The 25,313-nt window shown below is 64.1% G+C and carries 28 protein-coding genes and 1 pseudogene; 25 read left to right on the top strand and 4 right to left on the bottom strand.

Annotated features, from left to right (window positions below; translation table 11 throughout):
• Positions 1–12 precede the first annotated feature (12 nt).
• From MLD63_RS05085 to trmB, 22 genes are all read left to right on the top strand, one after another.
• Positions 13–867, top strand: coding sequence for a helix-hairpin-helix domain-containing protein (locus MLD63_RS05085; RefSeq protein WP_255328811.1), 855 nt, complete (start codon positions 13–15; stop codon positions 865–867).
• Positions 867–1,079 carry a DUF5337 family protein gene (locus MLD63_RS05090; protein WP_255328812.1) on the top strand — a complete coding sequence of 71 codons (213 nt, stop codon included), beginning with the start codon at positions 867–869 and terminating at the stop codon, positions 1,077–1,079. Before MLD63_RS05085 ends, MLD63_RS05090 begins: the two co-directional genes overlap by 1 nt.
• Before the next feature lie 39 nt (positions 1,080–1,118).
• A complete protein-coding gene (gene nuoF, locus MLD63_RS05095; RefSeq protein ID WP_255328813.1) occupies positions 1,119–2,414 on the top strand; it encodes an NADH-quinone oxidoreductase subunit NuoF in 1,296 nt (431 codons plus the stop codon).
• On the top strand, positions 2,411–2,905 hold the full coding sequence (locus MLD63_RS05100; RefSeq protein ID WP_255328814.1) for a DUF3291 domain-containing protein: 495 nt from the start codon (positions 2,411–2,413) through the stop codon (positions 2,903–2,905). The genes nuoF and MLD63_RS05100 overlap by 4 nt, the downstream gene beginning before the upstream one ends.
• Positions 2,902–3,246 (top strand): hypothetical protein, encoded by a 345-nt coding sequence (locus MLD63_RS05105; RefSeq protein ID WP_255328815.1) that lies wholly within the window; start codon positions 2,902–2,904, stop codon positions 3,244–3,246. The genes MLD63_RS05100 and MLD63_RS05105 overlap by 4 nt, the downstream gene beginning before the upstream one ends.
• Positions 3,247–3,380: 134 nt before the next feature.
• Positions 3,381–3,779 carry a DUF5333 domain-containing protein gene (locus MLD63_RS05110; protein ID WP_255328816.1) on the top strand — a complete coding sequence of 133 codons (399 nt, stop codon included), beginning with the start codon at positions 3,381–3,383 and terminating at the stop codon, positions 3,777–3,779.
• A 44-nt stretch (positions 3,780–3,823) separates the two neighbouring features.
• Positions 3,824–5,845, top strand: coding sequence for an NADH-quinone oxidoreductase subunit NuoG (gene nuoG / locus MLD63_RS05115; protein ID WP_255328817.1), 2,022 nt, complete (start codon positions 3,824–3,826; stop codon positions 5,843–5,845).
• Between the two features lies 1 nt (position 5,846).
• On the top strand, positions 5,847–6,617 hold the full coding sequence (locus MLD63_RS05120) for a YNQ4 family lipoprotein (RefSeq protein ID WP_255328818.1): 771 nt from the start codon (positions 5,847–5,849) through the stop codon (positions 6,615–6,617).
• 18 nt (positions 6,618–6,635) lie between these two features.
• A complete protein-coding gene (nuoH, locus tag MLD63_RS05125) occupies positions 6,636–7,703 on the top strand; it encodes an NADH-quinone oxidoreductase subunit NuoH (protein ID WP_255328819.1) in 1,068 nt (355 codons plus the stop codon).
• Between the two features lie 3 nt (positions 7,704–7,706).
• Positions 7,707–7,877 carry a hypothetical protein gene (locus MLD63_RS05130; RefSeq protein WP_255328820.1) on the top strand — a complete coding sequence of 57 codons (171 nt, stop codon included), beginning with the start codon at positions 7,707–7,709 and terminating at the stop codon, positions 7,875–7,877.
• Positions 7,878–7,880: 3 nt separating this feature from the next.
• Positions 7,881–8,372, top strand: a complete 492-nt coding sequence (nuoI, locus tag MLD63_RS05135; RefSeq protein ID WP_255328821.1) for an NADH-quinone oxidoreductase subunit NuoI — start codon at positions 7,881–7,883, stop codon at positions 8,370–8,372.
• Positions 8,369–8,785, top strand: a complete 417-nt coding sequence (locus MLD63_RS05140; RefSeq protein ID WP_255328822.1) for a carboxymuconolactone decarboxylase family protein — start codon at positions 8,369–8,371, stop codon at positions 8,783–8,785. Before nuoI ends, MLD63_RS05140 begins: the two co-directional genes overlap by 4 nt.
• Positions 8,782–9,384 (top strand): NADH-quinone oxidoreductase subunit J, encoded by a 603-nt coding sequence (locus tag MLD63_RS05145; RefSeq protein ID WP_255328823.1) that lies wholly within the window; start codon positions 8,782–8,784, stop codon positions 9,382–9,384. The genes MLD63_RS05140 and MLD63_RS05145 overlap by 4 nt, the downstream gene beginning before the upstream one ends.
• Positions 9,385–9,578: 194 nt before the next feature.
• Positions 9,579–9,884 (top strand): NADH-quinone oxidoreductase subunit NuoK, encoded by a 306-nt coding sequence (nuoK, locus tag MLD63_RS05150; RefSeq protein ID WP_255328824.1) that lies wholly within the window; start codon positions 9,579–9,581, stop codon positions 9,882–9,884.
• 4 nt (positions 9,885–9,888) lie between these two features.
• Entirely contained in the window at positions 9,889–12,057 is a 2,169-nt protein-coding gene (gene nuoL / locus MLD63_RS05155; RefSeq protein WP_255328825.1) for an NADH-quinone oxidoreductase subunit L, read from the top strand.
• Between the two features lie 4 nt (positions 12,058–12,061).
• A complete protein-coding gene (locus tag MLD63_RS05160; protein ID WP_255328826.1) occupies positions 12,062–13,624 on the top strand; it encodes an NADH-quinone oxidoreductase subunit M in 1,563 nt (520 codons plus the stop codon).
• 13 nt (positions 13,625–13,637) lie between these two features.
• Positions 13,638–15,140 (top strand): NADH-quinone oxidoreductase subunit NuoN, encoded by a 1,503-nt coding sequence (gene nuoN / locus MLD63_RS05165; protein WP_255328827.1) that lies wholly within the window; start codon positions 13,638–13,640, stop codon positions 15,138–15,140.
• On the top strand, positions 15,133–15,927 hold the full coding sequence (locus MLD63_RS05170) for a biotin--[acetyl-CoA-carboxylase] ligase (RefSeq protein ID WP_255328828.1): 795 nt from the start codon (positions 15,133–15,135) through the stop codon (positions 15,925–15,927). Before nuoN ends, MLD63_RS05170 begins: the two co-directional genes overlap by 8 nt.
• Before the next feature lies 1 nt (position 15,928).
• Positions 15,929–16,708 carry a type III pantothenate kinase gene (locus tag MLD63_RS05175; protein WP_255328829.1) on the top strand — a complete coding sequence of 260 codons (780 nt, stop codon included), beginning with the start codon at positions 15,929–15,931 and terminating at the stop codon, positions 16,706–16,708.
• Positions 16,701–18,377, top strand: coding sequence for a ribonuclease J (locus MLD63_RS05180; protein WP_255328830.1), 1,677 nt, complete (start codon positions 16,701–16,703; stop codon positions 18,375–18,377). The genes MLD63_RS05175 and MLD63_RS05180 overlap by 8 nt, the downstream gene beginning before the upstream one ends.
• A gap of 16 nt (positions 18,378–18,393) precedes the next feature.
• The gene (locus MLD63_RS05185; protein WP_255328831.1) at positions 18,394–19,194 is read left to right on the top strand and encodes a hypothetical protein; all 801 of its coding nucleotides are present in this window, start codon (positions 18,394–18,396) and stop codon (positions 19,192–19,194) included.
• Positions 19,195–19,227: 33 nt separating this feature from the next.
• On the top strand, positions 19,228–19,938 hold the full coding sequence (trmB, locus tag MLD63_RS05190) for a tRNA (guanine(46)-N(7))-methyltransferase TrmB (RefSeq protein ID WP_255328832.1): 711 nt from the start codon (positions 19,228–19,230) through the stop codon (positions 19,936–19,938).
• On the opposite strand, the gene MLD63_RS05195 is transcribed toward trmB, so the two are convergent.
• The 4 genes and pseudogenes from MLD63_RS05195 to MLD63_RS05210 form a co-directional block, all read right to left on the bottom strand.
• The gene (locus MLD63_RS05195; protein ID WP_255328833.1) at positions 19,935–20,321 is read right to left on the bottom strand and encodes a hypothetical protein; all 387 of its coding nucleotides are present in this window, start codon (positions 20,319–20,321) and stop codon (positions 19,935–19,937) included. The two genes, trmB and MLD63_RS05195, sit on opposite strands and share 4 nt — an antisense overlap.
• A 5-nt stretch (positions 20,322–20,326) precedes the next feature.
• Positions 20,327–20,431, bottom strand: a pseudogene (locus MLD63_RS05200) (Sir2 family NAD-dependent protein deacetylase); the annotation flags it as partial.
• Positions 20,432–20,438: 7 nt separating this feature from the next.
• Positions 20,439–20,741, bottom strand: coding sequence for a hypothetical protein (locus MLD63_RS05205; RefSeq protein ID WP_255328834.1), 303 nt, complete (start codon positions 20,739–20,741; stop codon positions 20,439–20,441).
• A gap of 157 nt (positions 20,742–20,898) precedes the next feature.
• Positions 20,899–21,471 (bottom strand): hypothetical protein, encoded by a 573-nt coding sequence (locus tag MLD63_RS05210; RefSeq protein WP_255328835.1) that lies wholly within the window; start codon positions 21,469–21,471, stop codon positions 20,899–20,901.
• 203 nt (positions 21,472–21,674) lie between these two features.
• Between MLD63_RS05210 and MLD63_RS05215 the strand changes: the two genes are divergently transcribed.
• From MLD63_RS05215 to MLD63_RS05225, 3 genes are read left to right on the top strand one after another with little or no spacing between them, the layout of a single operon-like run.
• Positions 21,675–22,607, top strand: coding sequence for a DMT family transporter (locus MLD63_RS05215; protein WP_255328836.1), 933 nt, complete (start codon positions 21,675–21,677; stop codon positions 22,605–22,607).
• 60 nt (positions 22,608–22,667) lie between these two features.
• Complete coding sequence (lepA, locus tag MLD63_RS05220; protein ID WP_255328837.1) at positions 22,668–24,467, top strand: translation elongation factor 4; 1,800 nt, start codon at positions 22,668–22,670, stop codon at positions 24,465–24,467.
• Positions 24,468–24,866 (top strand): hypothetical protein, encoded by a 399-nt coding sequence (locus MLD63_RS05225; protein WP_255328838.1) that lies wholly within the window; start codon positions 24,468–24,470, stop codon positions 24,864–24,866.
• Positions 24,867–25,313 lie beyond the last annotated feature (447 nt).

Raw genomic sequence — 25,313 nt, forward strand, 5'->3', positions numbered from 1 at the left:
GGGGGACATCGCATGCCGACCAATGAATGCACCAGGAATTGCTGGATCGCGGGAGCGGTCCTAGGTCTGTTCGTCTGGATCCTGACCTCTGGCGTCGGCACCATGCGTTGGTTTGAAGGTCTGTTTCTCGCGTTGATCGCGGGCGGCCTGATGGGGGCATTCCTGGTTTGGGCGCTGTGCAAGGGCCGTTCTGCAGGCGCCGATCACGGTGCCGATCGCAATCGCGCGCGCGCCTCGGCCGCAGGATCGGGCGGCGGTGCCGGGACGACGGTCTCTGGCGGCGGTTCGCCCGCGAAGGCAACGAGTGTAGCAGCGCCGGCGGTTGCGGCGGGTGTCGCGCCTGCAGCCAAGCCCGTTGCCGCGCCGGCCAGCACAACGACGGAAACATCGGAAAAGCCCCCGCAGGAAAAGCAGGCGGACAAACCCTCAGGCCAAACCTCAAGTTCGGCCAGCGAGGCTGCGACGCAAAGCGCGCCCGAGACCGTCGACGCCGGAACGACGCCCGCCGCAGCGCCGGCGAGCACTGACAGCGAAGCTGGAAGCGGCGCAACCGCACCAGCGGGTGATGGTGACGCCACTAAGCCAGCTGCCCGGGCCAGTCGCGCCAAGTTGGCTGACGGTTCCGACAACCTGAAGGAAATCAAAGGGGTCGGACCCAAGCTTGAGAAGATGCTTCATGATGAGGGCGTCACCCGCTTCGACCAGATCGCGTCCTGGTCCGATGATGATATCGACCGCTTCGCCGCGAAGATCGGCAGCATGGGAAGCCGTATCCGCAGCGACGATTGGGTCGCGCAGGCAAAGACGCTCGCTTCTGGTGCAGAGACGGAGTTCTCGCAGCGGGTCGACAAGGGTGACGTGTATTGATGGCCGAACCTCCGTCGCAGGATGCCGCGCAGATGCGGCTGGTGGCGGTGGTCATCGCCGTCGCGATGGTGCTGTGGCTCGCGGTTCAGTGGGCCGGCGCGCAATATGGCTGGGCCGGACGCTGGGCCTACCTTGCCGATCTGGCCGCGATCGGCGCTTTTGTGTGGTCGCTGCTGGTGACCTGGCGTATTTGGCGGCGCAGGAACGGCTGACGCGCGCATGTGACGACCGCCTATGAAGGACGAATGGGAATGCTGAAGGATCAGGACCGCATCTTCACCAATATCTACGGGATGGGCGAGCGCACGCTGGCGGCCGCCAAACGTCGTGGCTGTTGGGATGGCACCGCCGAGATCATTGGCCGGGGACGCGACAAGATCGTCGAACAGGTCAAGGCCTCGGGCCTGCGGGGCCGAGGCGGTGCGGGTTTCCCTACCGGCCTGAAATGGTCGTTCATGCCGAAGGAAAGCGACGGGCGTCCCGCCTATCTGGTCATCAACGCCGACGAATCCGAGCCCGCGACCTGCAAGGATCGCGAGATCATGCGCCACGATCCGCACACGCTGATCGAAGGTGCGCTGATCGCCAGCTTCGCGATGGGCGCCCATGCCTCCTACATCTACATCCGCGGCGAATTCATCCGTGAACGCGAGGCGCTGCAGGCGGCGATCGACGAATGCTACGATGCGGGCCTTCTGGGCGCGAATGCGGCCGGGTCTGGTTGGGATTTCGACCTTTATCTGACCCATGGCGCGGGGGCCTATATCTGCGGCGAGGAAACTGCGCTGCTGGAAAGCCTGGAAGGCAAGAAGGGCATGCCGCGGATGAAGCCGCCGTTCCCGGCTGGCGCAGGCCTTTATGGTTGCCCGACCACGGTGAACAACGTCGAATCGATCGCGGTGACACCGACGATCCTGCGTCGTGGCCCGGAATGGTTCGCGGGTTTCGGTCGTCCGAACAACGCGGGCACCAAGCTGTTCGGGTTGACCGGTCACGTCAACGCGCCCTGCGTCGTCGAAGAGGCCATGTCGATTCCGATGAAGGAGCTGATCGAGAAGCATGGCGGCGGCGTCCGCGGCGGCTGGAAGAACCTCAAGGCGGTAATTCCCGGCGGTGCGTCCTGCCCCGTTCTGACGGCCGAGCAGTGCGAGACCGCGATCATGGATTACGACGGCATGAAGGAGCTGAAATCCAGCTTCGGCACCGCCTGCATGATCGTGATGGACAAGGACACCGACATCATCAAGGCGATCTGGCGTCTCGCTGCCTTCTTCAAGCACGAAAGCTGCGGGCAGTGCACGCCCTGCCGCGAAGGCACCGGCTGGATGATGCGGGTCATGGATCGCCTCGTCCGTGGAGAGGCCGAGGTCGAGGAAATCGACATGCTGCTGGACGTGACCAAGCAGGTCGAGGGGCATACGATCTGCGCTCTCGGCGACGCGGCCGCATGGCCGATCCAAGGCCTGATCCGCAACTTCCGCGAGGAAATCGAGGACCGGATCAAGGCCAAGCGCACCGGCCGAATGGGGGCAATGGCGGCAGAATGAACGACGGCCACCACCTTGCGGAGCTGAATGTCGGGCGCCTGATCGCGCCGACCGACGATCCGCGTGTGGCCGAATTCATGAACGCGCTGGACCGCATCAACGGCATGGGCAAGCGGATGCCGGGCTTCGTCTGGATGATGGAGGGCTCGGGTGAGCCCGGAACCGGCAATACCGAGACCAAGATCGGCGGCGATCCGCAATTTGTCGCCAATCTGACGGTCTGGGAAGATGTCGAAAGCCTGGAAACATTCGTCTGGAAGACCGTCCACCGGCAGTTCTACGAACGCCGTCAGGAATGGTTCGAAGTGCTTGGCCAGGTGCATTTCGTCATGTGGTGGGTGCCCGCGGGCCATCGCCCGACCCTGGACGACGGGCTGGCGCGGCTGGATCATCTGCGCGATCACGGTGACAGCCATCACGCCTTTGGCTGGTCGCACCTTCAGCAGGCGCGGCTTTGGCGCACGCGGGGCTGCAACGGGGCGGTGGCGTGAGACGCGCTGCGCTGACCGGCCTGCTGCTGCTGGCGATCGCTGGCTGCGACGAGGCGGCGATGTCCGCATCGAGTGATCGCGGCACCGTCGTCGAGGCGGGTGGAACCAAGCTCCGGATCACCAAGGGCGAGACGATCGATGCGCTGGCTGACGGCCCGCTGACCATGCTGCATGTCGCCAGAGCCGACAGCAAGGCGATCGGTCCCGGCGATGAGGCCGCGGCGCGCGCGGCCTACGCCGCCTATTGCGCCGACAAGGGCGGACCGGGCGTCGGTGGCGAGGGCTATTTTTCGCAGTTCGGCGGGACGCCCGTCTGGAAATTCGGGGAGTGCGGCGCGTGAGCGGGCGTGGGCACGCGGCGTCGGCACAGCCGGTCACGGCGTGCTCACCCCTCCGTGTCGGGCCACGCCTGCCTGGTCGTGCTATGGTTTCCGGCCTTTCCAGACCGGAGAAGATGACGATGAAGCCGAGCAGAATGCTTTCTACCGCCCTGATCGCAGCCACGTTGGCCGCTGCGACGCCCGCCCTCGCGCTTGAGCCGCTGAGTCAGGAGCGCTACATCAACGACCGGCTGATCGCGGCGCGCGTTGCCGACCGGATCCGCCGCGAATGTTCCAGCATCGACGCGCGGATGATCTTTGCATTCACCCAGGCGCGCGCGCTGAAACGCTACGCACGGGACAAGGGCTACAGCGAAGACCAGATCGAAACCTTCCTCGACAGCAAGGAAGACAAGCAGCGCATCTATGGCATTGCCGAGGATTATCTGGCACGGAAGGGTGCAACGGCTGGCAACGAGGACGGCTTCTGCAAGCTGGGGCGGGACGAGATCGCGGCGGGCAGCGTGATCGGCTCGCTGTTGTCGGCGAAATGACGGTCGCGCGGCCCGACCGGGCGACAAGGTAAGGACAAGAGACGATGGCAGAGTTGCGCACGATCAAGATCGACGGTCAGGAAATCGAGGTCGATCCGAACATGACGCTGATCCAGGCCTGCGAACTGGCCGGGGTCGAGATTCCGCGCTTCTGTTACCACGAACGCCTGTCGATCGCCGGCAATTGCCGCATGTGCCTGGTCGAGGTCGTCGGCGGGCCGCCCAAGCCCGCCGCCTCCTGCGCGATGCAGGTCAAGGACCTGCGGCCTGGACCCGAAGGCGCGCCGTCCGAGATCCGTACGAACTCGCCCATGGTGAAGAAGGCGCGCGAGGGGGTGATGGAGTTCCTGCTCATCAACCATCCGCTGGACTGCCCGATCTGCGACCAAGGGGGCGAATGCGACCTGCAGGATCAGGCGATGGCCTACGGGATCGACTTTTCGCGTTACCGCGAGCCCAAGCGCGCCAGCGACGATCTGGATCTGGGTCCGCTGGTCGAAACGCACATGACGCGCTGCATCTCCTGCACGCGCTGCGTGCGCTTCACCACCGAGGTCGCTGGCATCCATCAGATGGGCCAGACCGGGCGCGGCGAGGACAGCGAGATCACCACCTATCTCTACGAGACGCTGAACTCGAACCTGCAGGGCAACATCATCGATCTGTGCCCGGTGGGCGCGCTGGTTTCCAAGCCCTATGCCTTCACCGCTCGGCCGTGGGAACTAACCAAGACCGAGACGATCGACGTGATGGACGCGATGGGTTCCAACATCCGCGTCGATACCAAGGGTCGCGACGTGATGCGGATCCTGCCGCGCAACCACGACGGCATCAACGAAGAGTGGATCAGCGACAAGACGCGTTTCGTCTGGGACGGGCTGCGCCGCCAGCGGCTGGACAAGCCCTATATCCGCGAGAACGGCAAGCTGCGCGTGGCGACCTGGCCCGAGGCTCTGGCGGCCGCTGCGACGGCAATGAAGGGCAAGAAGGTCGCGGGCCTGATCGGCGATCTGGCCCCGGTCGAGGCGATCTTCAGCCTCAAGCGGATGATCGAGGGCCTGGGCGGCAACGTCGAGTGCCGGACGGACGGCGCCAAGCTGCCCGCCGGCAATCGCGCGGCCTATGCCGGCACCGCCCGGATCGAGGATATCGACAGCGCGGCGATGATCCAGCTTGTCGGGGTGAACCCGCGTCTGACCGCGCCGGTGCTGAACGCGCGCATCCGCAAGGCGTGGATTCGCGGCGCACAGATCGGCCTCGTCGGCGATGCGGCGGATCTGACCTACGATTATCACCATGTCGGGACTGATCGCGCCGCGCTGGCCAGCCTGTCGGACCTGAAGATCGGCGACGAAACGCGCGAGAAGCCGACGCTGGTCATCGTGGGATCGGACGCGCTGCGCGGGGATGATGGCGAGGCGGCACTGGCCCATGCGATGCGGCTGGCCGAGAACAGCCAATCCGGCCTGCTGATCCTGCACGATGCGGCCAGCCGTGTCGGCGCGATGGATGTCGGTGCCGTGACCGAAGGCGGTATCGACGCCGCGCTGGATGGGGCCGAGGTGGTCTACAACCTTGGCGCCGACGAGATCGACGTGCCGCAAGGCGCCTTCGTGATTTATCAGGGCAGTCACGGGGATCGCGGCGCACATCGCGCCGACATCATCCTGCCCGGCGCCTGCTACACCGAAGAAAACGGCCTGTTCGTCAACACCGAAGGCCGCCCGCAGCTTGCCTTGCGGGCGAATTTCGCACCGGGTGAGGGCAAGGAGAACTGGGCGATCCTGCGTGCGCTGTCGGCCGAACTGGGCGCCGCGCTGCCGTGGGACAGCCTTGCGCAACTGCGTCGGGCCTTGGTCGAGGCCGTGCCACATCTGAGCCATGTCGGGCAGGTTCCGGAAAACGAATGGCGTGCGCTGGATCTTGGGACGCTGGGCGAGGGCGACTTCACCGTTCCCGAACGAGAGTTCTACCTGTCGAACCCGATCGCCCGTGCATCGCCGCTGATGGCGGAACTCGCCACGCTCGCCTCCGAGCGCGCGGCAGAGCCGATGGCGGCCGAGTGAGATGAGGGCGGGACCGTCCTTCCCACGGCCAGTCCTCGCGGCCAGCGTGCTGGTTTGCCTTGTCCTTGCGGCATGCGGAGATGAGAAACAGGGCGGCCCGTCCGATCGTCCCCCCAGCAAGCCCGATCAGCTGACCGCGCGCGTCGCGACACCCAATCCCGCCGCTGGCGAGGCGCCACTGACGCTGGCTCGCGTCTCGACCAAGTCGGGCGAGATCCTGATTCTGGAACCCGATGGTTCGGTGACCACGATGCAGCTCGATTCGCCGGCCGGTCGCGATGCGTTCCGGGTCAGTGAAACACAGATCGCCGCGCTGGAAGGAAAGGTCGATCCCGCCATCTTCGCCAAGGGCTTTCCGATGGGGCCGTCCGCACAGGACAAGGCGCTGGAGGAATTCGCGGCCCGGACCCAGCCAGCGCTGCCTGAAATGCCCGAAGGTGTCGAAATCGACCCTGAGGATTTCCTGGGCAGCCGCGTCGCCCGGCTCAACCCGGATGGTGCCGGCGATCTGGTCGAAGTGACGGCCAATCTGCGTGAAGGGGTGGACGCGGAAATCGCGTTTTCGTATGCCACCTGCGCGCTGGCAGGTTGGGCGCAGGCACAGGGCGCGCCTTACGGACGCCACGTGCGCACCCTGCAGCAGGAGGGTGGGGGCAAATTGCGGATCGGCGCTGCCTTCACGCTGTCACAGGGCAAGCCTCTTGGCTTGCGGGTGATGGAAACGGACGAGACCTTGCGCGAATGCAAGGCACGCGGCATTCCGGTCGCGTAAGGAAAGGGACAGGGCATCATGGACGGATTCTGGGCATCGCCCTTGGGCTTTTCCATCATCATGCTGGCTCAGGGCCTTGCGCTGATCGCCTTCGTGATGGGATCGCTGATCTTTCTCGTCTACGGCGACCGCAAGATCTGGGCGGCGGTCCAGATGCGCCGCGGTCCGAACGTCGTCGGTCCCTGGGGCCTGCTGCAGACCTTCGCGGACGCGCTGAAATTCGTGGTGAAGGAAATTGTCGTGCCCGCCGGGGCCGACAAGTTCGTCTTTTTCCTGGCCCCGTTCCTGTCGATGACGCTGGCGCTGTCGGCCTTCGTCGCGGTGCCCTTCGCGCCCGGCTGGGTGATGGCCAACCTGAATGTCGGCATCCTGTTCATCTTCGCCGTGTCGTCGCTGGAGGTCTACGGCGTGATCATGGGCGGTTGGGCCTCGAACTCGAAATATCCGTTCCTCGGCTCGCTGCGCTCTGCTGCGCAGATGATCTCGTACGAGGTTTCGCTGGGCCTGATTATCATCGGCGTCATCATCTCGACCGGATCGATGAACCTGACCGCCATCGTCGAGGCGCAGCGGGGCGGACTTGGCCTTCTGAACTGGTACTGGTTGCCGCACCTTCCGATGGTCGCGCTGTTCTTCATCTCGTGCCTCGCTGAAACCAACCGCCCGCCCTTCGACCTGCCGGAAGCGGAATCCGAACTGGTCGCGGGCTTCATGGTCGAATATTCGTCGACGCCCTATCTGCTGTTCATGGCTGGCGAATACATCGCGATCTGGCTGATGTGCGCGCTGATTTCGCTGCTGTTCTTCGGCGGTTGGCTGTCGCCGATCCCCGGTATTCCGGACGGCGCGTTGTGGATGTTCCTGAAGATGGTGTTCTGGTTCTGGATGTTCGCCATGGTGAAGGCGATCGTCCCGCGCTATCGCTACGACCAGCTGATGCGGGTCGGCTGGAAAGTGTTCCTGCCGCTGTCGCTGGCCTGGGTCGTGATCGTGGCATTCCTGGCCCGCTTCCAGGTGCTGGACGGGGCCTGGGCCCGCTGGACCGACGCCGCCCGTGCCGGCACCGCCACCGTGATTGGAGGATAAGACATGTCCGAACAGACCATCGCCAGCGCGCTTCGTGCAGCCAGCGAAACCGACAAGGCAGAGTTCGCGCACTATCTTGCGCAGCACGCCTTGCCAGGCGTTGGTGACGCCGAGATTCGCGCCATCGTCGCGGCTTTCGATCGGTTCGTCGCCGAGCGTCTGAGGGACAGCTGATCCATGGCCTTCGATCTTGCGCGCGCAACCAAGTATTTCCTGCTGTGGGACTTCGTGAAGGGGTTCGGGCTGGGCGTGAAGTACTTCTTCGCGCCCAAGGCCACGCTGAACTATCCGCATGAAAAGGGCCCGCTGTCGCCGCGGTTCCGCGGTGAACACGCACTGCGTCGCTATCCCTCGGGCGAAGAGCGCTGCATCGCCTGCAAGCTGTGCGAAGCGATCTGCCCGGCGCAGGCCATCACCATCGATGCCGAACCGCGTGACGACGGCAGCCGCCGGACGACACGCTACGACATCGACATGACCAAGTGCATCTATTGCGGCTTCTGTCAGGAAGCCTGCCCGGTCGATGCGATCGTCGAGGGGCCGAACTTCGAATTCGCGACTGAGTCCCGCGAAGAGCTGTTCTACGACAAGGCCAAGCTTCTGGCGAATGGTGACCGCTGGGAAGCCGAGATTGCCCGCAACCTTGCACTGGATGCGCCCTACAGATGAGCGACGGGTTTCAGAAGATGTTCGCGCAGATGCTTGCCTCGGGGCAGGAGATGGCGCGTGCCTTCAACCCTGGACTGGAAAACCTGGACACCCGCGCCTTCGAGCGGATGATCCCGACCATCCCGGCCGACATGATGGAAGTCTGGTTCGGCCGGACCTTCAACCGCGACGGGCTGGATTCGCGCACGCGACTTCTGGTCACCATCGCCGCCCTGACCGTGCAGGGTGCCCATGCCGAGCCGCAATTGCGCCTGTCGATCCGCCACGCGCTGGAAGCCGGTGCCACGCCTCGCGAGATCGCCGAAGTGATCTGGCAGATGGGGATGTTCGGTGGCGTGCCGGCGATGCAAAAGGCACTTCAGGTCGCGCAGGCGGTGTTCGACGAACAGGATGACGGAGAGACGACCGCATGATCACATTCGCCTTCTATCTGTTCGCGATCAGCGTCAGCGTTGCCGGCTTCATGGTCGTCATCTCGCGCAACCCGGTCCATTCGGTGCTGTGGCTGATCCTGGCCTTTCTGTCCTCGGCGGGCCTCTTCGTGCTGCAAGGGGCCGAGTTTGTGGCGATGCTGCTTATCATCGTCTATGTCGGCGCCGTCGCGGTGCTGTTCCTGTTCGTCGTGATGATGCTCGACATCGACTTCGCCAAGCTACGCGGGGAATTCGCCCGATATCTGCCGCTGGGCGGTCTGATCGCGCTGGTCCTGCTGGCACAGCTGGCCATCGGCTTCGGTGCGTGGGAACAGTCCGAACAGGCGGAAAGCCTGCGCTCTGCCATCGCGCCGACAACCACGCACAACACCAGCGCCATCGGCACGCTGCTTTACGATCAGTACCTGCTTCCCTTCCAGCTGTCCGGCCTCGTGCTGCTGGTCGCGATGATCGGCGCGATCGTCCTGACCCTGCGCCACCGTCGCGACATCAAGCGGCAAGACGTGTTGGAACAGATGTACCGCGATCCGGCCAAGGCGATGCAGCTGCGCGACGTGAAGCCGGGGCAGGGGCTTTAGGCGCGCTTGCGGCGCGATACAGGGAAGGGCAAGGACCGATGAGCAGAACCGTGATCGTGGCCGCCGTGGTGATCCTGTTGATCATCCTGTTCGGCCGCGGCTTCGTCGGCTGACGGGCCGAGGGGCAGAAATGAAGGGGGCGCACCGGCGCCCATGGAAGACAACCGGCACCAAGCCCGGAGGGACATGAGACGATGATCAGCGTGACACATTACCTTGTCGTGGGGGCGATCCTGTTCGTCACCGGCATTTTCGGCATCTTCGTGAACCGCAAGAACGTCATCGTCATCCTGATGTCGATCGAACTGATGCTGCTAGCCGTGAACATCAACTTCGTCGCGTTCTCGACCCATCTGGGCGATCTCGGCGGACAGATCTTCACCATGTTCGTGCTGACCGTCGCCGCCGCCGAGGCCGCGATCGGGCTGGCCATCCTCGTCGTCTTCTTCCGCAACCGCGGCACCATCGCGGTGGACGATGTCAGCGTGATGAAGGGCTGAGACCATGACCACGATCATCCTCTTCGCGCCCCTCATCGGCGCCTTGCTCGCAGGTTTCGGCTGGCGCGTGATGGGCGAGCAAGCGGCTCAGGTATTGACCACGGGGCTGCTGTTTCTCGCCTGCCTTCTGTCCTGGATCGTGTTTCTGACCTTCGACGGCGAGACGCGGCTGATCCCGCTTTTCGACTGGATCGTCTCGGGTGATTTCGTCAGCGAATGGGCGATCCGGCTCGACCGGTTGACCGCCATCATGCTGATCGTGGTGACCACCGTCTCGGCGCTCGTCCACCTGTATTCGATGGGCTACATGGCCCATGACGACAACTGGACCCATCACGAACATTACAAGGCGCGCTTCTTCGCCTATCTGTCGTTCTTTACCTTCGCGATGTTGATGCTGGTGACGGCCGACAACCTGCTGCAGATGTTCTTCGGCTGGGAGGGCGTCGGCGTCGCGTCCTACTTGCTGATCGGCTTCTACTACCGCAAGCCGTCGGCGAATGCGGCCGCGATGAAGGCGTTCATCGTCAACCGCGTGGGCGACTTCGGCTTCCTTCTGGGCATCTTCGGTCTCTTCTGGATGACCGGTTCGATCCAGTTCGACGCGATCTTCGACGAGGTTCCGGCGCTGGCACAGCAGCAGATGCACTTCCTCTGGACCGACTGGGGCGTGACCAACCTGCTGGCGGTCCTATTGTTCATCGGCGCGATGGGCAAATCGGCGCAGCTTGGCCTGCACACCTGGCTTCCGGATGCGATGGAGGGCCCGACCCCGGTCTCGGCCCTGATCCACGCGGCGACGATGGTGACGGCGGGCGTGTTTCTCGTCTGCCGCATGTCGCCGCTGTTCGAATTTGCCCCCGACGCAAAGACCTTCGTCGTCATCGTCGGCGCGACCACCGCCTTCTTCGCCGCGACGGTCGGGCTGGTCCAGAACGACATCAAGCGCGTGATCGCCTATTCGACGTGCTCGCAGTTGGGCTACATGTTCGTCGCCGCGGGCGTCGGGGTGTATTCGGTCGCGATGTTCCACCTGTTCACGCACGCCTTCTTCAAGGCGATGCTGTTCCTCGGCGCCGGATCGGTCATCCACGCGATGCACCACGAACAGGACATGCGCAATTACGGCGGCCTGCGGAAGAAGGTGCCGCTGACTTTCTACGCCATGCTGATCGGTACGCTGGCCATCACCGGCGTCGGTATTCCGCTGACCCATATCGGTTTTGCAGGCTTCCTGTCGAAGGACGCCGTGATCGAAAGCGCGTGGGCCGGCAATTCCTATGCCTTCGTGCTGCTGGTCATCGCCGCAGCCTTCACCAGCTTCTATTCCTGGCGGCTCATGTTCATGACCTTCTGGGGCAAGCCGCGCGGCGATCACCACGCCCACGATCATGCCCATGAAAGTCCGCGGGTGATGACCGTGCCGCTGGGCGTTCTCGCCGCAGGTGCGATCTTCGCCGGGATGATCTGGTATCAGCCCTTCTTTGGCAGTCATGACCGCGTGAACCAGTTCTTTGGCATCCACCACGCCGAGGAACACGCGGCAGCCGAGGGTGAGCATGCGGAAGGCGAAGCCGTTGCCGAGGGCGAGGCTGCCGATGATGGCGAGGCCATCGTGCTTGACGCGCCTGTCGAAGGCGATGCGCCGCCGACCCCGGCAGAGGCCGAAGACCATGGTCCGGGCGATGGCCCCGTAACCGTGGCAGAGTCAGAGACGCCCGCCGCGATGGGTGGCGCGATATACATGGCGCCCTACAACCACACGCTTGACGAGGCGCATCACGCGCCCATCTGGGTCCGGGTCTCGCCCTTCTTCGCAATGCTGAGCGGTTTGGCGCTGGCCTGGCTGTTCTATATCCGCAATGTCGACCTGCCGCGCAGGCTGGCCGAAGCGCAGCCCGCCCTGTACCGCTTCCTGCTGAACAAGTGGTATTTCGACGAAATCTACGACGTGGTCTTCGTCCGTCCCGCGCGGTGGATCGGCCGCACGCTGTGGTCGGGTGGCGACGGCGCGATCATCGATGGCGCGATCAACGGCGTGGCGATGGGCCTGATCCCGCGGCTCACGCGCTTTGCCGGACGCCTGCAATCCGGGTTCCTGTTCCACTACGCGTTCGCGATGGTGCTGGGAATCGTGGGTCTGCTGGTCTGGGTGATGATGCGGGGAATGTGAAGAAATGACGAACCTGCTCTCCATCACGACTTTTCTGCCGATCGTTGCTGCGATCATCCTCGCGCTGTTCCTGCGCGGCGATGACGTGGCTTCGCAGAAGAACGCCAAGTGGCTCGCGCTGATCGCGACCTCGGCCACGTTCCTGATCTCTCTCTTCGTTCTTTCGGGTTTCGATCCCTCGAACACTGACTTCCAGTTCGTCGAGGACCGGCCCTGGATCATGGGCCTGCGCTACAAGATGGGCGTGGACGGGATCTCGGTCCTGTTCGTGATGCTCACGACGTTCCTGATGCCGCTGACGATCCTGTCGACCTGGCACGTGACCGAACGCGTCAAGGAGTACATGATCGCCTTCCTGGTGCTGGAAGGTCTGATGATCGGCGTCTTCACCGCGCTCGACCTGTTCCTGTTCTACCTGTTCTTCGAGGCCGGGCTGATCCCGATGTTCCTCATCATCGGCATCTGGGGCGGGGCGAACCGGATCTACGCCTCGTTCAAGTTCTTCCTCTACACCTTCCTCGGTTCGGTCCTGATGCTGGTCGCGATGATCGCGATGTTCCGCGCGGCGGGCACGACCGACATCCCGACCATGCTGACCTTCGACTTCTCGTCCGAACCGATCGGCTTCCTCGGCTGGTCGATCCTGGGCGGGTTGCAGACGCTGTTGTTCCTGGCTTTCTTCGCATCCTTTGCGGTCAAGATGCCGATGTGGCCGGTCCATACCTGGCTGCCCGACGCGCACGTGCAGGCGCCGACCGCCGGGTCTGTCGTGCTGGCCGCGATCCTTCTGAAGATGGGCGGCTACGGCTTCCTGCGCTTCTCGCTGCCGATGTTCCCGGTCGCTTCGGACATCTTCCAGCCGGTGGTGTTCTGGATGTCGGCGATCGCCGTCGTCTACACCTCGCTGGTGGCGCTGGCACAGACCGACATGAAGAAGCTGATCGCCTATTCGTCGGTAGCCCATATGGGTTACGTCACGATGGGCATCTTCGCCGCCAATCAGGTCGGCGTCGATGGTGCGATCTTCCAGATGCTGTCGCACGGCTTCATCTCTGGCGCGCTGTTCCTGTGCGTCGGCGTGATCTACGACCGGATGCACACGCGCGAGATCGATGCCTATGGCGGTCTGGTGAACCGGATGCCGGCCTATGCGCTGGTCTTCATGTTCTTCACCATGGCCAATGTGGGCCTTCCGGGCACGTCCGGCTTCGTGGGTGAATTCCTGACGCTGATTGGCGTCTTCCGCGCCAACACCTGGGTCGCCTTCGTCGCGGCGTCGGGCGTGATCCTGTCGGCGGCCTATGCGCTCTGGCTGTATCGCCGAGTGACGCTGGGCTCGCTGATCAAGGAAAGCCTCAAGACCATCACCGACATGACCCCGCGCGAAAAGTGGATCTTCGCGCCGCTGATCGCGATGACGCTGCTTCTGGGCGTCTATCCGCGGCTGGTGACGGACGTCACCGGACCGTCGGTCGCCGCACTTCTGCAGAATTACGACAACGCCGTTCCCGAGCGGAACGATCTCGAGCCGCGCTTCGCCGAAGCCGCGGACGACGTCGAGCATTGAAAGGCCCACTCTCATGAATGCGCTGGATCTTCAGATCGTTCTGCCCGAGCTCGGCCTCGCCATCTATGCGATGATCGCGCTGCTCATCGGGGCGTACTTCGGCAAGGACGCCATCGCCCGGCCGATCCTGTGGCTGACGGTCGTCGTGCTGGTCCTGACCGCGCTGATGATCGGCAGCAACAGCGCCGAAAGCCGCAGCGCTTTTGCCACGATCTTCATCGACGACGCCTTCGCGCGGTTCGCGAAGATCACGCTGCTGCTGTCCGCAGCCGCCGTCATGGCGATGAGCGCGGATTACATGAGCCGGCACGGGCTGATGCGGTTTGAATATCCGATCCTTGTGACGCTGGCCGCCGTCGGCATGTGCGTCATGGTGTCGGCCGGTGACCTGATCACGCTGTATCTGGGGCTGGAACTGCAATCGCTCGCGCTCTACGTCATCGCCGCGATGCGCCGCGAAAGCGCCAAATCCTCGGAAGCCGGGCTGAAATACTTCGTCCTCGGCTCGTTGTCCTCGGGTCTGCTGCTCTATGGTGCCTCGCTGGTCTACGGCTTCTCGGGGACCACGATCTTCGCGGGCATCATCACCGCCGTTCAGGGCGACGGGCTGTCGATCGGCCTTCTGTTCGGTCTGGTCTTCATGCTGGTGGGCCTTGCCTTCAAGGTGTCGGCCGTCCCGTTCCACATGTGGACCCCCGACGTCTACGAAGGCGCGCCGACGCCCGTCACCGCCTTCTTCGCCACCGCACCCAAGGTCGCGGCGATGGCACTGATCGCGCGGCTGGCCTTTGACGCGTTCGGCAACGTCGCCGCGGACTGGAGCCAGATCATCGCGGCGCTGGCGGTGATGTCGATGTTCCTTGGCTCGATCGCCGGGATCGGACAGACCAACATCAAGCGCCTGATGGCCTATTCGTCCATCGCCCATATGGGTTTTGCGCTGGTCGGCCTGGCCGCCGGAACCGAATACGGCGTGCAGGCGATGCTGCTCTACATGGCAATTTACGCCGTGATGAATGTCGGCACCTTCGCCTTCATCCTGTCGATGGAGCGTGACGGGCGTCCCGTCACCGACCTGCAAAGCCTCAACCGCCTCGCCTCGTCCGAACCACTGAAATCGCTCGCGCTGCTGCTGTTGATGTTCAGCCTTGCCGGTGTGCCGCCGCTTCTCGGCTTCTTCGCCAAGTTCGGCGTGCTGAAGGCCGCGGTCGATGCCGATATGGGCTGGCTGGCGGTTGCGGGCGTCGTCGCCTCGGTCATCGGCGCGTTCTACTATCTGCGCATCGTCTATTACCTGTATTTCGGGGCCGAGAATGAGGGCGTGCAGACCCGCATGGGTCTGGCGCAATCGCTGTCGCTGGTCGTGCCGGCCGCTATCGTGACGCTGGGTGCGCTTGGCATGTTCGGCGTGGACAGCGCGGCCGGCCGCGCGGCGCAATCGCTCGTCGATGGCCGCGCGATGGCCGGCGCGGCGGCTGGCCCGGTGGTGTCGCAAGGACAAGCGCAGAGTGACTGAGGCCGCGCTTTCCGGCGCGTTGCCGCTGGACTGGCCGGCGGAGACCGGGCGCATCGTTCTAGAGGAATGCGCCTCGACCAATGCGCAGGCGCTGGCGATGGCGTCCGACGCGACCCAACCGACATGGATCCTGACCCACCGCCAGACCGAGGGGCGCGGAAGGCGGGGCCGTGGATGGCTGATGCCAGAGGGCAATTTTGCCGCCACATTGCTACTGCCGCGCCCCGGTTCGGCACTGATCGCGGCGCAATTGTCGTTTGTCGCAGCGTTGGCGGTGGATGACGCTCTGGCGCTGGTTCTTGGTCCGGCTGCTGCGCATCGCACGGCGATCAAATGGCCGAACGACAACCTTCTGGATGGCGGCAAGATCGGCGGCATCCTGCTGGAGACAAGCACGCGCGGCACCGGGATCGACGCTGTCGCCGTGGGGATCGGCGTGAACCTGGCCGCCGCGCCCGACAATGCGCAGCTTGAGGACGGCGCGATGCCCCCCGTTAGCCTCGCCGAGGCGACCGGCCTGACCGTGACACCCGAGGATTTCCTCGACCTGCTCGCCCCGGCCTTCGATCGCTGGCTGCGCCTGCACCGGGCCGAGGGGTTCACGCGCATCCGCGACGCCTGGCTGCCGCGCGCGGCCCGTCTGGGGCAGGACATCACCGCCCGGACCGGACGCGACAGCTTGACCGGCCGCTTCGAGTCGATCGACGAGACCGGTGCGATGATCCTGATGACCGATGCCGGGCGGCACGTGCTGCCGGCGGCCGACATCCATTTCGGGGCCGCCTGACATGCTGCTGTGCATCGATACCGGCAACACGAACAGCGTCTTTTCCATCTGGGACGGCGATAAGTTCCTGAGCCACTGGCGCATCAGCACCGATCACCGGCGCACGGCCGACGAATATTTCGTCTGGCTGCAGACGATGATCTCGCTAACGCATTTCGATCTCGACATCGATTCCTGCATCATCTCGTCCACCGCGCCACGCGTCGTGTTCAATCTGCGCGTGCTGTGCAACCGCTATTTCGACACCCGTCCGCTGGTCGTCGGCAAGCCCGATTGCCTGCTGCCCGCCGCCCCGCGCGTCGATCAGGGCACCACGGTCGGACCCGACCGGCTGGTCAACACCTGGGCCGCGCATCATCGTCACGGGGGCGACCTGATCGTGGTCGATTTCGGCACCGCGACGACCTTCGACGTGGCCGCTGCCGACGGCGCCTATGTCGGTGGGGTGATCGCGCCCGGCGTGAACCTGTCGCTGGAGGCGCTGCACATGGCTGCGGCCGCGCTGCCGCATGTCGATGTCACCATGCCGGCGCAGGTGGTCGGCACCAACACCGTCGCCTGTATCCAGTCGGGAATCTTCTGGGGCTATATCGGTCTGGTCCAGGGCATCGTCGACAAGATCCGGGCCGAACGCGGGGTTCCGATGAAGGTGATCGCGACAGGGGGGCTTGCGCCGCTCTTCGATCAGGGTTTCGATCTGTTCGACGCGATCGAGGATGATCTGACCGTGCACGGTCTTCGACTGATTTACGATTACAACAAGGAGGCGGGGAATGTCTGAACGCCTGATCTATCTGCCGCTCGGCGGCGCGGGCGAAATCGGCATGAACGCCTATGTCTACGGCTACGGCCCGGCAGGGCGCGAACGGCTGATCCTCGTCGATCTGGGTGTGACCTTCGGCGACATGGACAGCGCGCCGGGGATCGACCTGATCATGCCCGATCTGCGCTGGCTGCGGCAGAACCGCGACCGGCTGGACGCGATCTTCCTGACCCATGGTCACGAAGATCACATCGGCGCCACGGGCCATCTGTGGGAACAGCTGGGCGTGCCGATCTACGCTCGCGCCTTCACCGGCGCGCTGACGCGGCTGAAACTGGAAGAGATGGGCCATCCCGCCGACACGGTGCGGATCGTCAAGCCGCGTCCCGATGTGACCGAGATCGGTCCCTTCAGCGTTCAGTTCGTCCCGATCAGCCACTCGATCCCCGAAAGCTCGGCGCTGATCATCGACACCCCCGCCGGTCGGATCGTCCATACCGGCGATTTCAAGCTGGACGGCACGCCCGTCGTGGGCGAGGGCTTCGATCCGATCATGTGGCATGAAATCGCGGGCGAGGGGGACGGCGTAAAGGTCCTGACCTGCGACTCGACGAACGTGTTTTCCACCCATCCCGGCCGGTCCGAGGCGCTGCTGGCCAATCCGCTTCTGGATTTCGTGATGGCGCAGAAGCAGATGGTCGTGGCCACCACCTTTGCCAGCAATGTCGCGCGGCTGAAGACACTGGCAGAGGCCGGGGTGGCCGCGGGCCGCGAGGTCTGCCTGCTGGGTCGCGCGATGCGGCGCATGGTCTCGGTCGCCGTCGAGACCGGGGTGCTGACCGACTTTCCCGCGACGATCGGGCCGGAACGGGCTGCCGATCTGCCGCGACACAAAGTCATGCTGATCGTGACTGGCAGCCAGGGCGAACGCCGCGCGGCCAGCGCGCAACTCTCGCGTGGCCGCTATCTGGGCCTGTCGCTGGGCGACGGCGATTCCTTCCTGTTCAGTTCGCGCACCATTCCGGGCAACGAACGCCCGGTGATCCGCATCATGAACGCGCTGAGCGAGATCGGCGTCGATGTCTATGACGCCGACGACGGCACCTACCACGTGTCGGGCCATGCCAACCGGCCGGATCTGGAAGCGGTCCACGATCTGCTGAAACCGAAGATCCTGATCCCGATGCATGGCGAGCACATGCATTTGCGCGAACATGCCGGCATTGCGCGGGGCAAGGGGATCGCGTCCGAGGTCGTGGTCAACGGTTCCATGCTGGATCTGTCGGGTGACGCACCGAGGATCGTCGATCAGGTCGAGACTGGACGGATCTATCTGGACGGCACGGTGCTGATTGGCGCGATGGACGGGATCGTCCGCGACCGTATCCGCATGGCGCTGAACGGCCACGCGCTGGTCAGCGTGATCGTCGACGAAGAGGACAACGTCCTGCCCGACGCCTGGGTCGAGTTGATGGGTCTTCCAGACCGCACCCGCGGCGGTGACGATCTGGCCCGCCATATCGAGGGCGAGCTGGCCGAATTCCTGGAAAGCGCCGACGATCGCACCGTCGCCGATGACGGCAAGATGGACGAGGCTCTGCGCAAGATCACCCGTCAGGTCGCGATGGAAGAGATCGGCAAGAAACCCGAAGTCTCGGTCATCATCAGCCGGCTGATGGCCGACTAGACCGGGGGCGCGCGCGATGGTGCTGTTCCTGTCGCTCTGCCTCTTTCTGGTGATGCTGGCACAGGGGGCGGCCTTCCGCCCCGCCGACTTTTCCGCCACGCCGGAGGCGCGCCGAACCTGGCGCGCCCTGGCCGCGAAGCTGCTGGTCCTGCCGCTGGTGGCGTGGCTCTGCGGCTGGTCGTTCGGTCTGACATCCGCCGCGCAAAGCGGACTGATGCTGCTGGCACTCGCGCCGGCTGGCATGGGGTCCGTCGCCTTCGCCGCTGTCACCGGTGCCGATCTGCCCCGATTGAGGCGGCTGATCGCCTTGTCCACCGTCACGGCGATCGTCTGGCTGCCACTGGTCGCGAGCCCGACGCTGGATGTGGAGGGGGTGAGCGGCACGATCTCCGCAATGCTGCTTGTTGTTGCGCTGCCCTTCGCCTTGGGCATGGCGCTGCGCCCCTGGCTCGGCGCGGGCGCGCGCTGGCTTGCGCCCGGCGCATCGCTGTTGTCGGGCGCGATGATTCTGATCACGCTGTGGTACGGCTGGACTGCGAGCGGGTGGGAGGTGCTGCAGGCGGTGCTGGTGCTGGCGCTCGCCGCCGCACTCATGGGCACCCTCGCCGCCCGCCGCGCCGGCCCGGAGGGTCGCGCCCACGCCACCGCCTTCGCGCTGGCGCTGCTGATCGTCGAGACGGCCGTTCCGATCGGTCTGGCCGCCCGACTGTGGGGCGCGGACTTCGCCGCCGTCGCGATGCCCGCCGCGCTTTACGCGATCCTGTCCTATGCGCTCGCGATCCTGCTGATCGTCACGCGGCTTGCGCGCAGGTCTTGACCGGGCGCGCGCGACGCGGCACATCGCGCCCCCATGACCGAGCCGACCAAACCCTTCGATCCGAATCCGCCGCGCCGCAACTTCTACGGCCGCCGCCACGGCAAGACCCTGCGCCAGAGCCAGAAGGGCTATCTGTCCGAGGATCTGGGCGATCTGCGCCCGCGCGGCATCACGGAAAGCGAAAACCCCGACCGCTCGCCCATCGATCCGACGGCGATCTTCGGCGATGACCGTCCGGTCTGGCTGGAGATTGGTTTCGGCGGGGGGGAGCACATGGTCCACATGGCCGCCACCTATCCCGAGATCGGGATCATCGGCTGCGAGCCCTTCATCAATGGCGTCGCCATGCTGCTGGGCAAGATCCGTGCGGCGGGCGTCAGCAATGTCAGCGTGCATCCCGGCGATGCGCGCGACCTGATGGACGTGCTGCCCGACGGCGCGATAGACCGCGCCTTCCTGATGTATCCCGATCCGTGGCCCAAGGCGCGCCATCACAGGCGGCGCTTCGTCACGCCCGAGCATCTGATCCCGCTGGCGCGCGTGATGCGGCCCGGCGGCGAGTTCCGCATCGCCTCGGACATCCCCGATTATCTGCGCCAGTCGCGTGAAGAGGTCCCACCGGCGGGGTTTCAGATCATTGCGGATACCGACAAGCCCTGGGATGACTGGTTCAGCACCCGGTACGAGCAGAAGGCCCTTCGTGAGGGCAGGGTGCCGCACTATCTGACGCTGCGGCGAAACTAGCCGAGTGCGTTCTCCTGCTCAAAAACAATGTTGTCCCAATCGTAGTCTAGGGTCTCCTTCCTGAACCGTAGTAGCGTTTCCTTTCTGATTGCGCGCTTAGCGAAACCTTCCAAGTCGAGAAGTTCGCCCAAGACTCCTTTTTTAGGCGTGACAAAAAGAGTCAGACCGAGGGGCAGTCCGGCCGTTTCCAGTGCCTCAAGTAGATACTCAAGGTCTCTTCCGACGCCAATCGGGATGCCTGTCGCACCTGTATCCTTCATCATTTCACTGTAAGTAAGATGCTGGCTGACCTTACGGCGTCCACCGGCTAGATCGCTGAGATGGCTGATTAGCCGATTGCCATACAGCGCCGCATTCGCGGTTCTAGTCCCTATTCGACGCATCGCATCACCTTTTCGACCCGATTACCCTCCCACAGCCCATCCGGGCCGCGAAACGTCGCAAGCCCGCTTTCGGCGGACACCCCCGCGCCGGTCAGCACCATGATCCGCATCAGCGGATCAGCGGCAATAGGCCTCGGCCGTGGCGGTGAAACGCTTGTAGCGCGACCAGAAGGCGTTGTCCTGACCGGACTTCGACGTGCGCGCTTCCTGTGCCTTGTGCGGATCGCGGAAGAAGCTGGCCGCCCGGCGCTGATCGCCGCGCGACAGCGTCTGGTTCGCGACCTGCTGGATGCAGCCGCAAAGCGGCGCATTGGCGCGCGCCCGGTCCGAGCGCATGCAGGCGCTGTCGATCGGCCCGGCGACGGCCAGCGGCGTGGTCAGCGCGACGGCGGCCGCCGCGATGATGATGCGGTTGATCATGACTGTCTCCTCGGTTCCTCGGATGCCGGTCGCAGGCTTTGCGCCTGTCTGGTCCGGTCGGTCATCCTGATATAGCAGGAACGACGTCGGGTCTCAATCACGCTGCCGTGACGGAGGGCGGCATCGCTGTCGCCGTCCGATCACCGGATCTGTCGGGTCAGCCAAGCCCGACCTTTCGCCGTAGGGCCGCGAACGCTCCCAGGCCGGACACCAGCAGCGCCCCGCTCGAAATCAGCGGCACCGGCGTCACCGGGGCAACGGGCGGCGCGACTTTTTCGGTCAGTGTCAGGGTGCCCGTCATCAACCTGACCGAATCCAGGTTGCTGCCCCCGAAGGTTATGTTGAGTTTTTCGCCCGCCTTCAGAATTGCGGTGAACGTCCCGGAATAGCGGAATGCGCCGGAAAGACCCGTCGCATCGACCAGCACCTTGGGCGTCGTGTTGTTGATCGCCCATTTCAGCGAACTGGTGACCGACTTCGTCCCGTGGTTGCCGTTCAGGCTCCAGTCGAAGACGAACTCTCCGCCTTCGGTCGCCACCGCGTTGGCGATGTACGTGACCGAATAGCTGGTGTTGCGATAGCCGAAGCTTGCGCCGTTGTCCTCGATCGCCGTCAGCACGATTTCGTTGCTGCGGGTCGATGACCACGGCCCCAGCGTCGCTGCCTGGACGGGCAGGGCCATCATCGCCGCGAACAGTGCCGGTGCCGCGATCCGGGAAAATACACTCATGATCGTTCCTCTGAACGGCCGATTGCCCCGGCCCGGGCACCGAATGCTGACGGCGGATCTTGCGACCGCCATGCCCCCGACCGGGGGACCATGACCCGGAACCGGTTAAGAATGGGTTAAGCGCGACAACGCGCGACATCCGCGCGATGTGGAATGTCCTTGTGGCCCTTCCCGCGGCCCTGCGCCTCATGTAGGGCCAGCCCATGAACACCTTCCGCGCCGCCCTTCTGATGGTCCTGTCGATGGGCTTCTTCGCGCTCGAGGACATGGTCCTGAAGCTGCTGGGCGGGCGCATGCCGGTGGGGCAGGTGCTGATGATGGCCGGGACGCTGGGTCTTGCGCTCTACTGGGCGCTGATGGCCGCGCGCGGGCGTCCGCTGTGGAGCCGCGATCTTCTGCATCCCGCCGTCATGCTTCGCAATCTGGGCGAGGGCTTGGCGGCGATCACCTTCGTCACGGCGCTGGTGACGGGCGATCTGTCCTCGGCCTCGGCGATCCTGCAGGCGCTGCCGCTGACGATCACGCTGGGTGCCGCGCTGTTTCTGGCCGAGCCCGTGGGCTGGCGGCGGTGGCTGTCGATCCTGGCGGGGTTCGCGGGCGTGTTGCTGATCGTGCGGCCGGGTGCTGCGGCGTTCCAGCCCGCCTCGCTGCTCGCGGTCGTGGCGGTGCTGGCATTGACCCTGCGCGATCTGGCGACGCGGCGCATTCCGGACCGGGTTTCCTCCGACGCGCTGACTGCCAGCGCCTTCGGTGCGGTCGTGCCGGCGGGCCTGATCCTGTTCCTGATCCAGCGCCAGCCGGCGGTGATGCCGCAGCCCGCCGATCTGGCATGGCTTCTGGCCGGCTCGCTGGTCGGCTTGTCCGCGTATCTGGCGATGGTCGTCTCGATGCGGTTCGCGCCCATCGCCACCATCGCGCCGTTCCGGTATTCCCGGCTGGTCTTCGCCATGCTGGTCGGCATCGTGGTCTTTTCGGAACGCCCCGACGCGATCACCTGGCTCGGCGCAGCGGTCATCGTGGGGTCCGGCATCTACGCGATGTGGCGCGAGACGCGGCTGTCGCGCGCAGGCCGCGCGACGCAGACGCCCGCCAGCCACCGTGGCAGCGCCGGACCCGGCGGGGCCGGGCCGCGCTGACACCCCGCGACACGCAAATCCCCTTCCCGCGCGCCCGGTGCGCCTGTATAGCCCGAACCCATGACCGACCTTGATCTCATCCGCAATTTCTCGATCGTGGCCCATATCGACCACGGCAAATCCACGCTCGCCGACCGGCTGATCCAGCTGACCGGCACCGTCGCCGAACGCGACATGAAGGCGCAGCTTCTCGACGCGATGGATATCGAGCGGGAACGCGGCATCACCATCAAGGCGAACACCGTGCGCATCGCCTATCCGGCGAAGGACGGGCGCACCTACGTGCTGAACCTCATCGACACGCCCGGCCACGTGGACTTCGCCTATGAGGTCAGCCGCTCCATGCGCGCGGTCGAGGGCAGCCTTCTGGTCGTCGACGCGACGCAGGGGGTCGAGGCGCAGACGCTCGCCAACGTCTATCAGGCGATCGACGCCAACCACGAGATCGTCCCTGTCCTGAACAAGATCGACCTGCCCGCGGCCGAACCCGACCGCGTGAAGACCCAGATCGAGGACGTGATCGGCATCGACGCGTCCGAAGCCGTCCCGATCAGCGCCAAGACGGGCCTCGGCATCCCCGACGTGCTGGAGGCGATCGTCCACCGCCTGCCCGCGCCCAAGGGCGACGCGAACGCAGCACTCAAGGCGATGCTGGTCGATTCATGGTATGACAGCTATCTGGGCGTCGTCGTGATGATCCGGGTCATGGACGGCGTCATCCGCAAGGGCGATCAGGTCCGCATGATGCAGACCGGCGCCACCTACAAGCTGGACAAGCTGGCGGTGCTGACCCCCGCGATGAAGGACATCGCCGAACTTGGCCCGGGCGAGATCGGCGTCTTCACCGCATCCATCAAGCAGGTCCGCGACACCCGCGTCGGCGACACGATCACGCACGCGACCAAGCCCGCCGACCGCCCGCTGCCGGGCTTCAAGCCCGCTCAGCCCGTCGTCTTCTGCGGCCTCTTCCCCGTGGACGCCAACGACTTCGAGGCCCTGCGCGACGCGATCGAGAAGCTCGCCCTGAACGACGCCAGCTTCTCCTACGAGATGGAGACCTCGGCCGCGCTCGGTTTCGGCTTCCGCTGCGGCTTCCTTGGCCTTCTGCACCTGGAAGTGATCCGCGACCGGCTGGAACGCGAGTACGATCTGGACCTGATCACCACAGCGCCCTCGGTCGTCTTCCGCCTGCACATGCGCGATGGCGAGGTGAAGGAACTGCACAACCCCGCCGACATGCCCGACCTGACGCTGGTCGATCACATCGAAGAGCCGCGCATCAAGGCCACGATCATGGTCCCCGACGAATATCTGGGCGACGTGCTGAAACTCTGCCAGGACCGCCGCGGCATCCAGCTTGACCTGACCTATGCCGGCCAGCGGGCGATGGTGGTCTATGACCTGCCGCTGGCAGAGGTCGTCTTCGACTTCTACGACCGGCTGAAATCGGTGACTAAGGGCTATGCCAGCTTCGACTACCAGATCAGCGAATATCGCGAGGATTTCCTGGTCAAGATGTCGATCCTGGTGAACGACGAGCCGGTGGACGCGCTGGCCCTGATGGTCCACCGCGACCGGGCCGAGTCACGCGGCCGGGTGATGGTGGAAAAGCTGAAGGAGCTGATCCCCCGGCACATGTTCAAGATCCCGATCCAGGCCGCCATCGGCTCGCGCGTGATCGCGCGAGAGACGCTCAGCGCGATGCGCAAGGACGTGACCGCGAAGTGCTACGGCGGCGACGCCACGCGGAAGAAGAAGTTGCTGGAGAAGCAGAAGGCCGGCAAGAAAAAGATGCGTCAGTTCGGGAAGGTCGAGATCCCGCAGACGGCGTTCATTCAGGCGCTGAAGATGGATGGTTAGATGATTGATGGCGAAATAGTCAAGCGTGACGATGGCGATGACGATTACGCTGTGAGACTTCCCATCTCACGCGACGATTTCGGTGAGTTTCTTTCAGGCCTCATTTCTACTAAACGTCAACTAGCTTTCAATATTCAAAATCCGGTAGTCGTAGATCAGAACTTAATTCTGGGAATAGATCGCGGTATCAAAGAGCGCGTTCTTGTTCAAAATCAATCCTCACTTATCCAAGCTACTGCCGAAGTCATATGTGCAAACGGTAATAAATATACAGAAAATTCTGTAGACGAATTACTAAAAATCGCGCCCTTGGGAAAGGTTGGAACCGAGGGCCTTCGCCTAGAGTACGTTTTCGCTATTTTTTTAAAGGTGCCGACACGCCTCAGAGACAGTCCATAGAGATATTCTTTGGACGGAGCAGTCAGCGAATCAGAAGAATAGTAGGAGAACCTCAGTTCCATGAGCTGGGCTTGCGAGACCGGCAATCTTCCGGGGACGTTGTAATCTCGTATAGTGAGCGCAGTTGGGCGGAAGATATTTCAATACTATTGAAAAGGATATTTGATTCCGCTGATAGACCGGCAGATAAAGTATTATCGCTACCGGTAGCTTTTCGCTTTATTGGTGAAGAGTTCTTTCTAGTTCCGACTTCAGTCATCCTCGCCGCCTTTTACGCTTACATGACAGCTTCGCTATCAAACGCCTCTATCCTGTCAAGAGCGTCTTATCTTTCGGAACTTAAGAATGATCCCGATGGATTGATTTTTATACTTGCAAAATCGCTCTCGCCGTTGGGACTGGTTACGCAGACTGTGCTATTTTTGGCTATTGGCATTTTTTTAATAG

This window comes from Paracoccus albicereus, assembly GCF_024359525.1.
GTDB classification, from domain to species: Bacteria; Pseudomonadota; Alphaproteobacteria; order Rhodobacterales; family Rhodobacteraceae; genus Paracoccus; species Paracoccus albicereus.

What these genes read in the sequence shown, in the direction of transcription:
- MLD63_RS05085 (WP_255328811.1), top strand. Translation starts at nt 13, where the DNA reads ATGCCGACCAATGAATGCACCAGGAATTGCTGGATCGCGGGAGCGGTC.
- MLD63_RS05090 (WP_255328812.1), top strand. Translation starts at nt 867, where the DNA reads ATGGCCGAACCTCCGTCGCAGGATGCCGCGCAGATGCGGCTGGTGGCG.
- nuoF (WP_255328813.1), top strand. Translation starts at nt 1,119, where the DNA reads ATGCTGAAGGATCAGGACCGCATCTTCACCAATATCTACGGGATGGGC.
- MLD63_RS05100 (WP_255328814.1), top strand. Translation starts at nt 2,411, where the DNA reads ATGAACGACGGCCACCACCTTGCGGAGCTGAATGTCGGGCGCCTGATC.
- MLD63_RS05110 (WP_255328816.1), top strand. Translation starts at nt 3,381, where the DNA reads ATGCTTTCTACCGCCCTGATCGCAGCCACGTTGGCCGCTGCGACGCCC.
- nuoG (WP_255328817.1), top strand. Translation starts at nt 3,824, where the DNA reads ATGGCAGAGTTGCGCACGATCAAGATCGACGGTCAGGAAATCGAGGTC.
- MLD63_RS05120 (WP_255328818.1), top strand. Translation starts at nt 5,847, where the DNA reads ATGAGGGCGGGACCGTCCTTCCCACGGCCAGTCCTCGCGGCCAGCGTG.
- nuoH (WP_255328819.1), top strand. Translation starts at nt 6,636, where the DNA reads ATGGACGGATTCTGGGCATCGCCCTTGGGCTTTTCCATCATCATGCTG.
- MLD63_RS05130 (WP_255328820.1), top strand. Translation starts at nt 7,707, where the DNA reads ATGTCCGAACAGACCATCGCCAGCGCGCTTCGTGCAGCCAGCGAAACC.
- nuoI (WP_255328821.1), top strand. Translation starts at nt 7,881, where the DNA reads ATGGCCTTCGATCTTGCGCGCGCAACCAAGTATTTCCTGCTGTGGGAC.
- MLD63_RS05140 (WP_255328822.1), top strand. Translation starts at nt 8,369, where the DNA reads ATGAGCGACGGGTTTCAGAAGATGTTCGCGCAGATGCTTGCCTCGGGG.
- MLD63_RS05145 (WP_255328823.1), top strand. Translation starts at nt 8,782, where the DNA reads ATGATCACATTCGCCTTCTATCTGTTCGCGATCAGCGTCAGCGTTGCC.
- nuoK (WP_255328824.1), top strand. Translation starts at nt 9,579, where the DNA reads ATGATCAGCGTGACACATTACCTTGTCGTGGGGGCGATCCTGTTCGTC.
- nuoL (WP_255328825.1), top strand. Translation starts at nt 9,889, where the DNA reads ATGACCACGATCATCCTCTTCGCGCCCCTCATCGGCGCCTTGCTCGCA.
- MLD63_RS05160 (WP_255328826.1), top strand. Translation starts at nt 12,062, where the DNA reads ATGACGAACCTGCTCTCCATCACGACTTTTCTGCCGATCGTTGCTGCG.
- nuoN (WP_255328827.1), top strand. Translation starts at nt 13,638, where the DNA reads ATGAATGCGCTGGATCTTCAGATCGTTCTGCCCGAGCTCGGCCTCGCC.
- MLD63_RS05175 (WP_255328829.1), top strand. Translation starts at nt 15,929, where the DNA reads ATGCTGCTGTGCATCGATACCGGCAACACGAACAGCGTCTTTTCCATC.
- MLD63_RS05180 (WP_255328830.1), top strand. Translation starts at nt 16,701, where the DNA reads ATGTCTGAACGCCTGATCTATCTGCCGCTCGGCGGCGCGGGCGAAATC.
- MLD63_RS05185 (WP_255328831.1), top strand. Translation starts at nt 18,394, where the DNA reads ATGGTGCTGTTCCTGTCGCTCTGCCTCTTTCTGGTGATGCTGGCACAG.
- trmB (WP_255328832.1), top strand. Translation starts at nt 19,228, where the DNA reads ATGACCGAGCCGACCAAACCCTTCGATCCGAATCCGCCGCGCCGCAAC.
- MLD63_RS05195 (WP_255328833.1), bottom strand. Translation starts at nt 20,321, where the DNA reads ATGCGTCGAATAGGGACTAGAACCGCGAATGCGGCGCTGTATGGCAAT.
- MLD63_RS05205 (WP_255328834.1), bottom strand. Translation starts at nt 20,741, where the DNA reads ATGATCAACCGCATCATCATCGCGGCGGCCGCCGTCGCGCTGACCACG.
- MLD63_RS05210 (WP_255328835.1), bottom strand. Translation starts at nt 21,471, where the DNA reads ATGAGTGTATTTTCCCGGATCGCGGCACCGGCACTGTTCGCGGCGATG.
- MLD63_RS05215 (WP_255328836.1), top strand. Translation starts at nt 21,675, where the DNA reads ATGAACACCTTCCGCGCCGCCCTTCTGATGGTCCTGTCGATGGGCTTC.
- lepA (WP_255328837.1), top strand. Translation starts at nt 22,668, where the DNA reads ATGACCGACCTTGATCTCATCCGCAATTTCTCGATCGTGGCCCATATC.
- MLD63_RS05225 (WP_255328838.1), top strand. Translation starts at nt 24,468, where the DNA reads ATGATTGATGGCGAAATAGTCAAGCGTGACGATGGCGATGACGATTAC.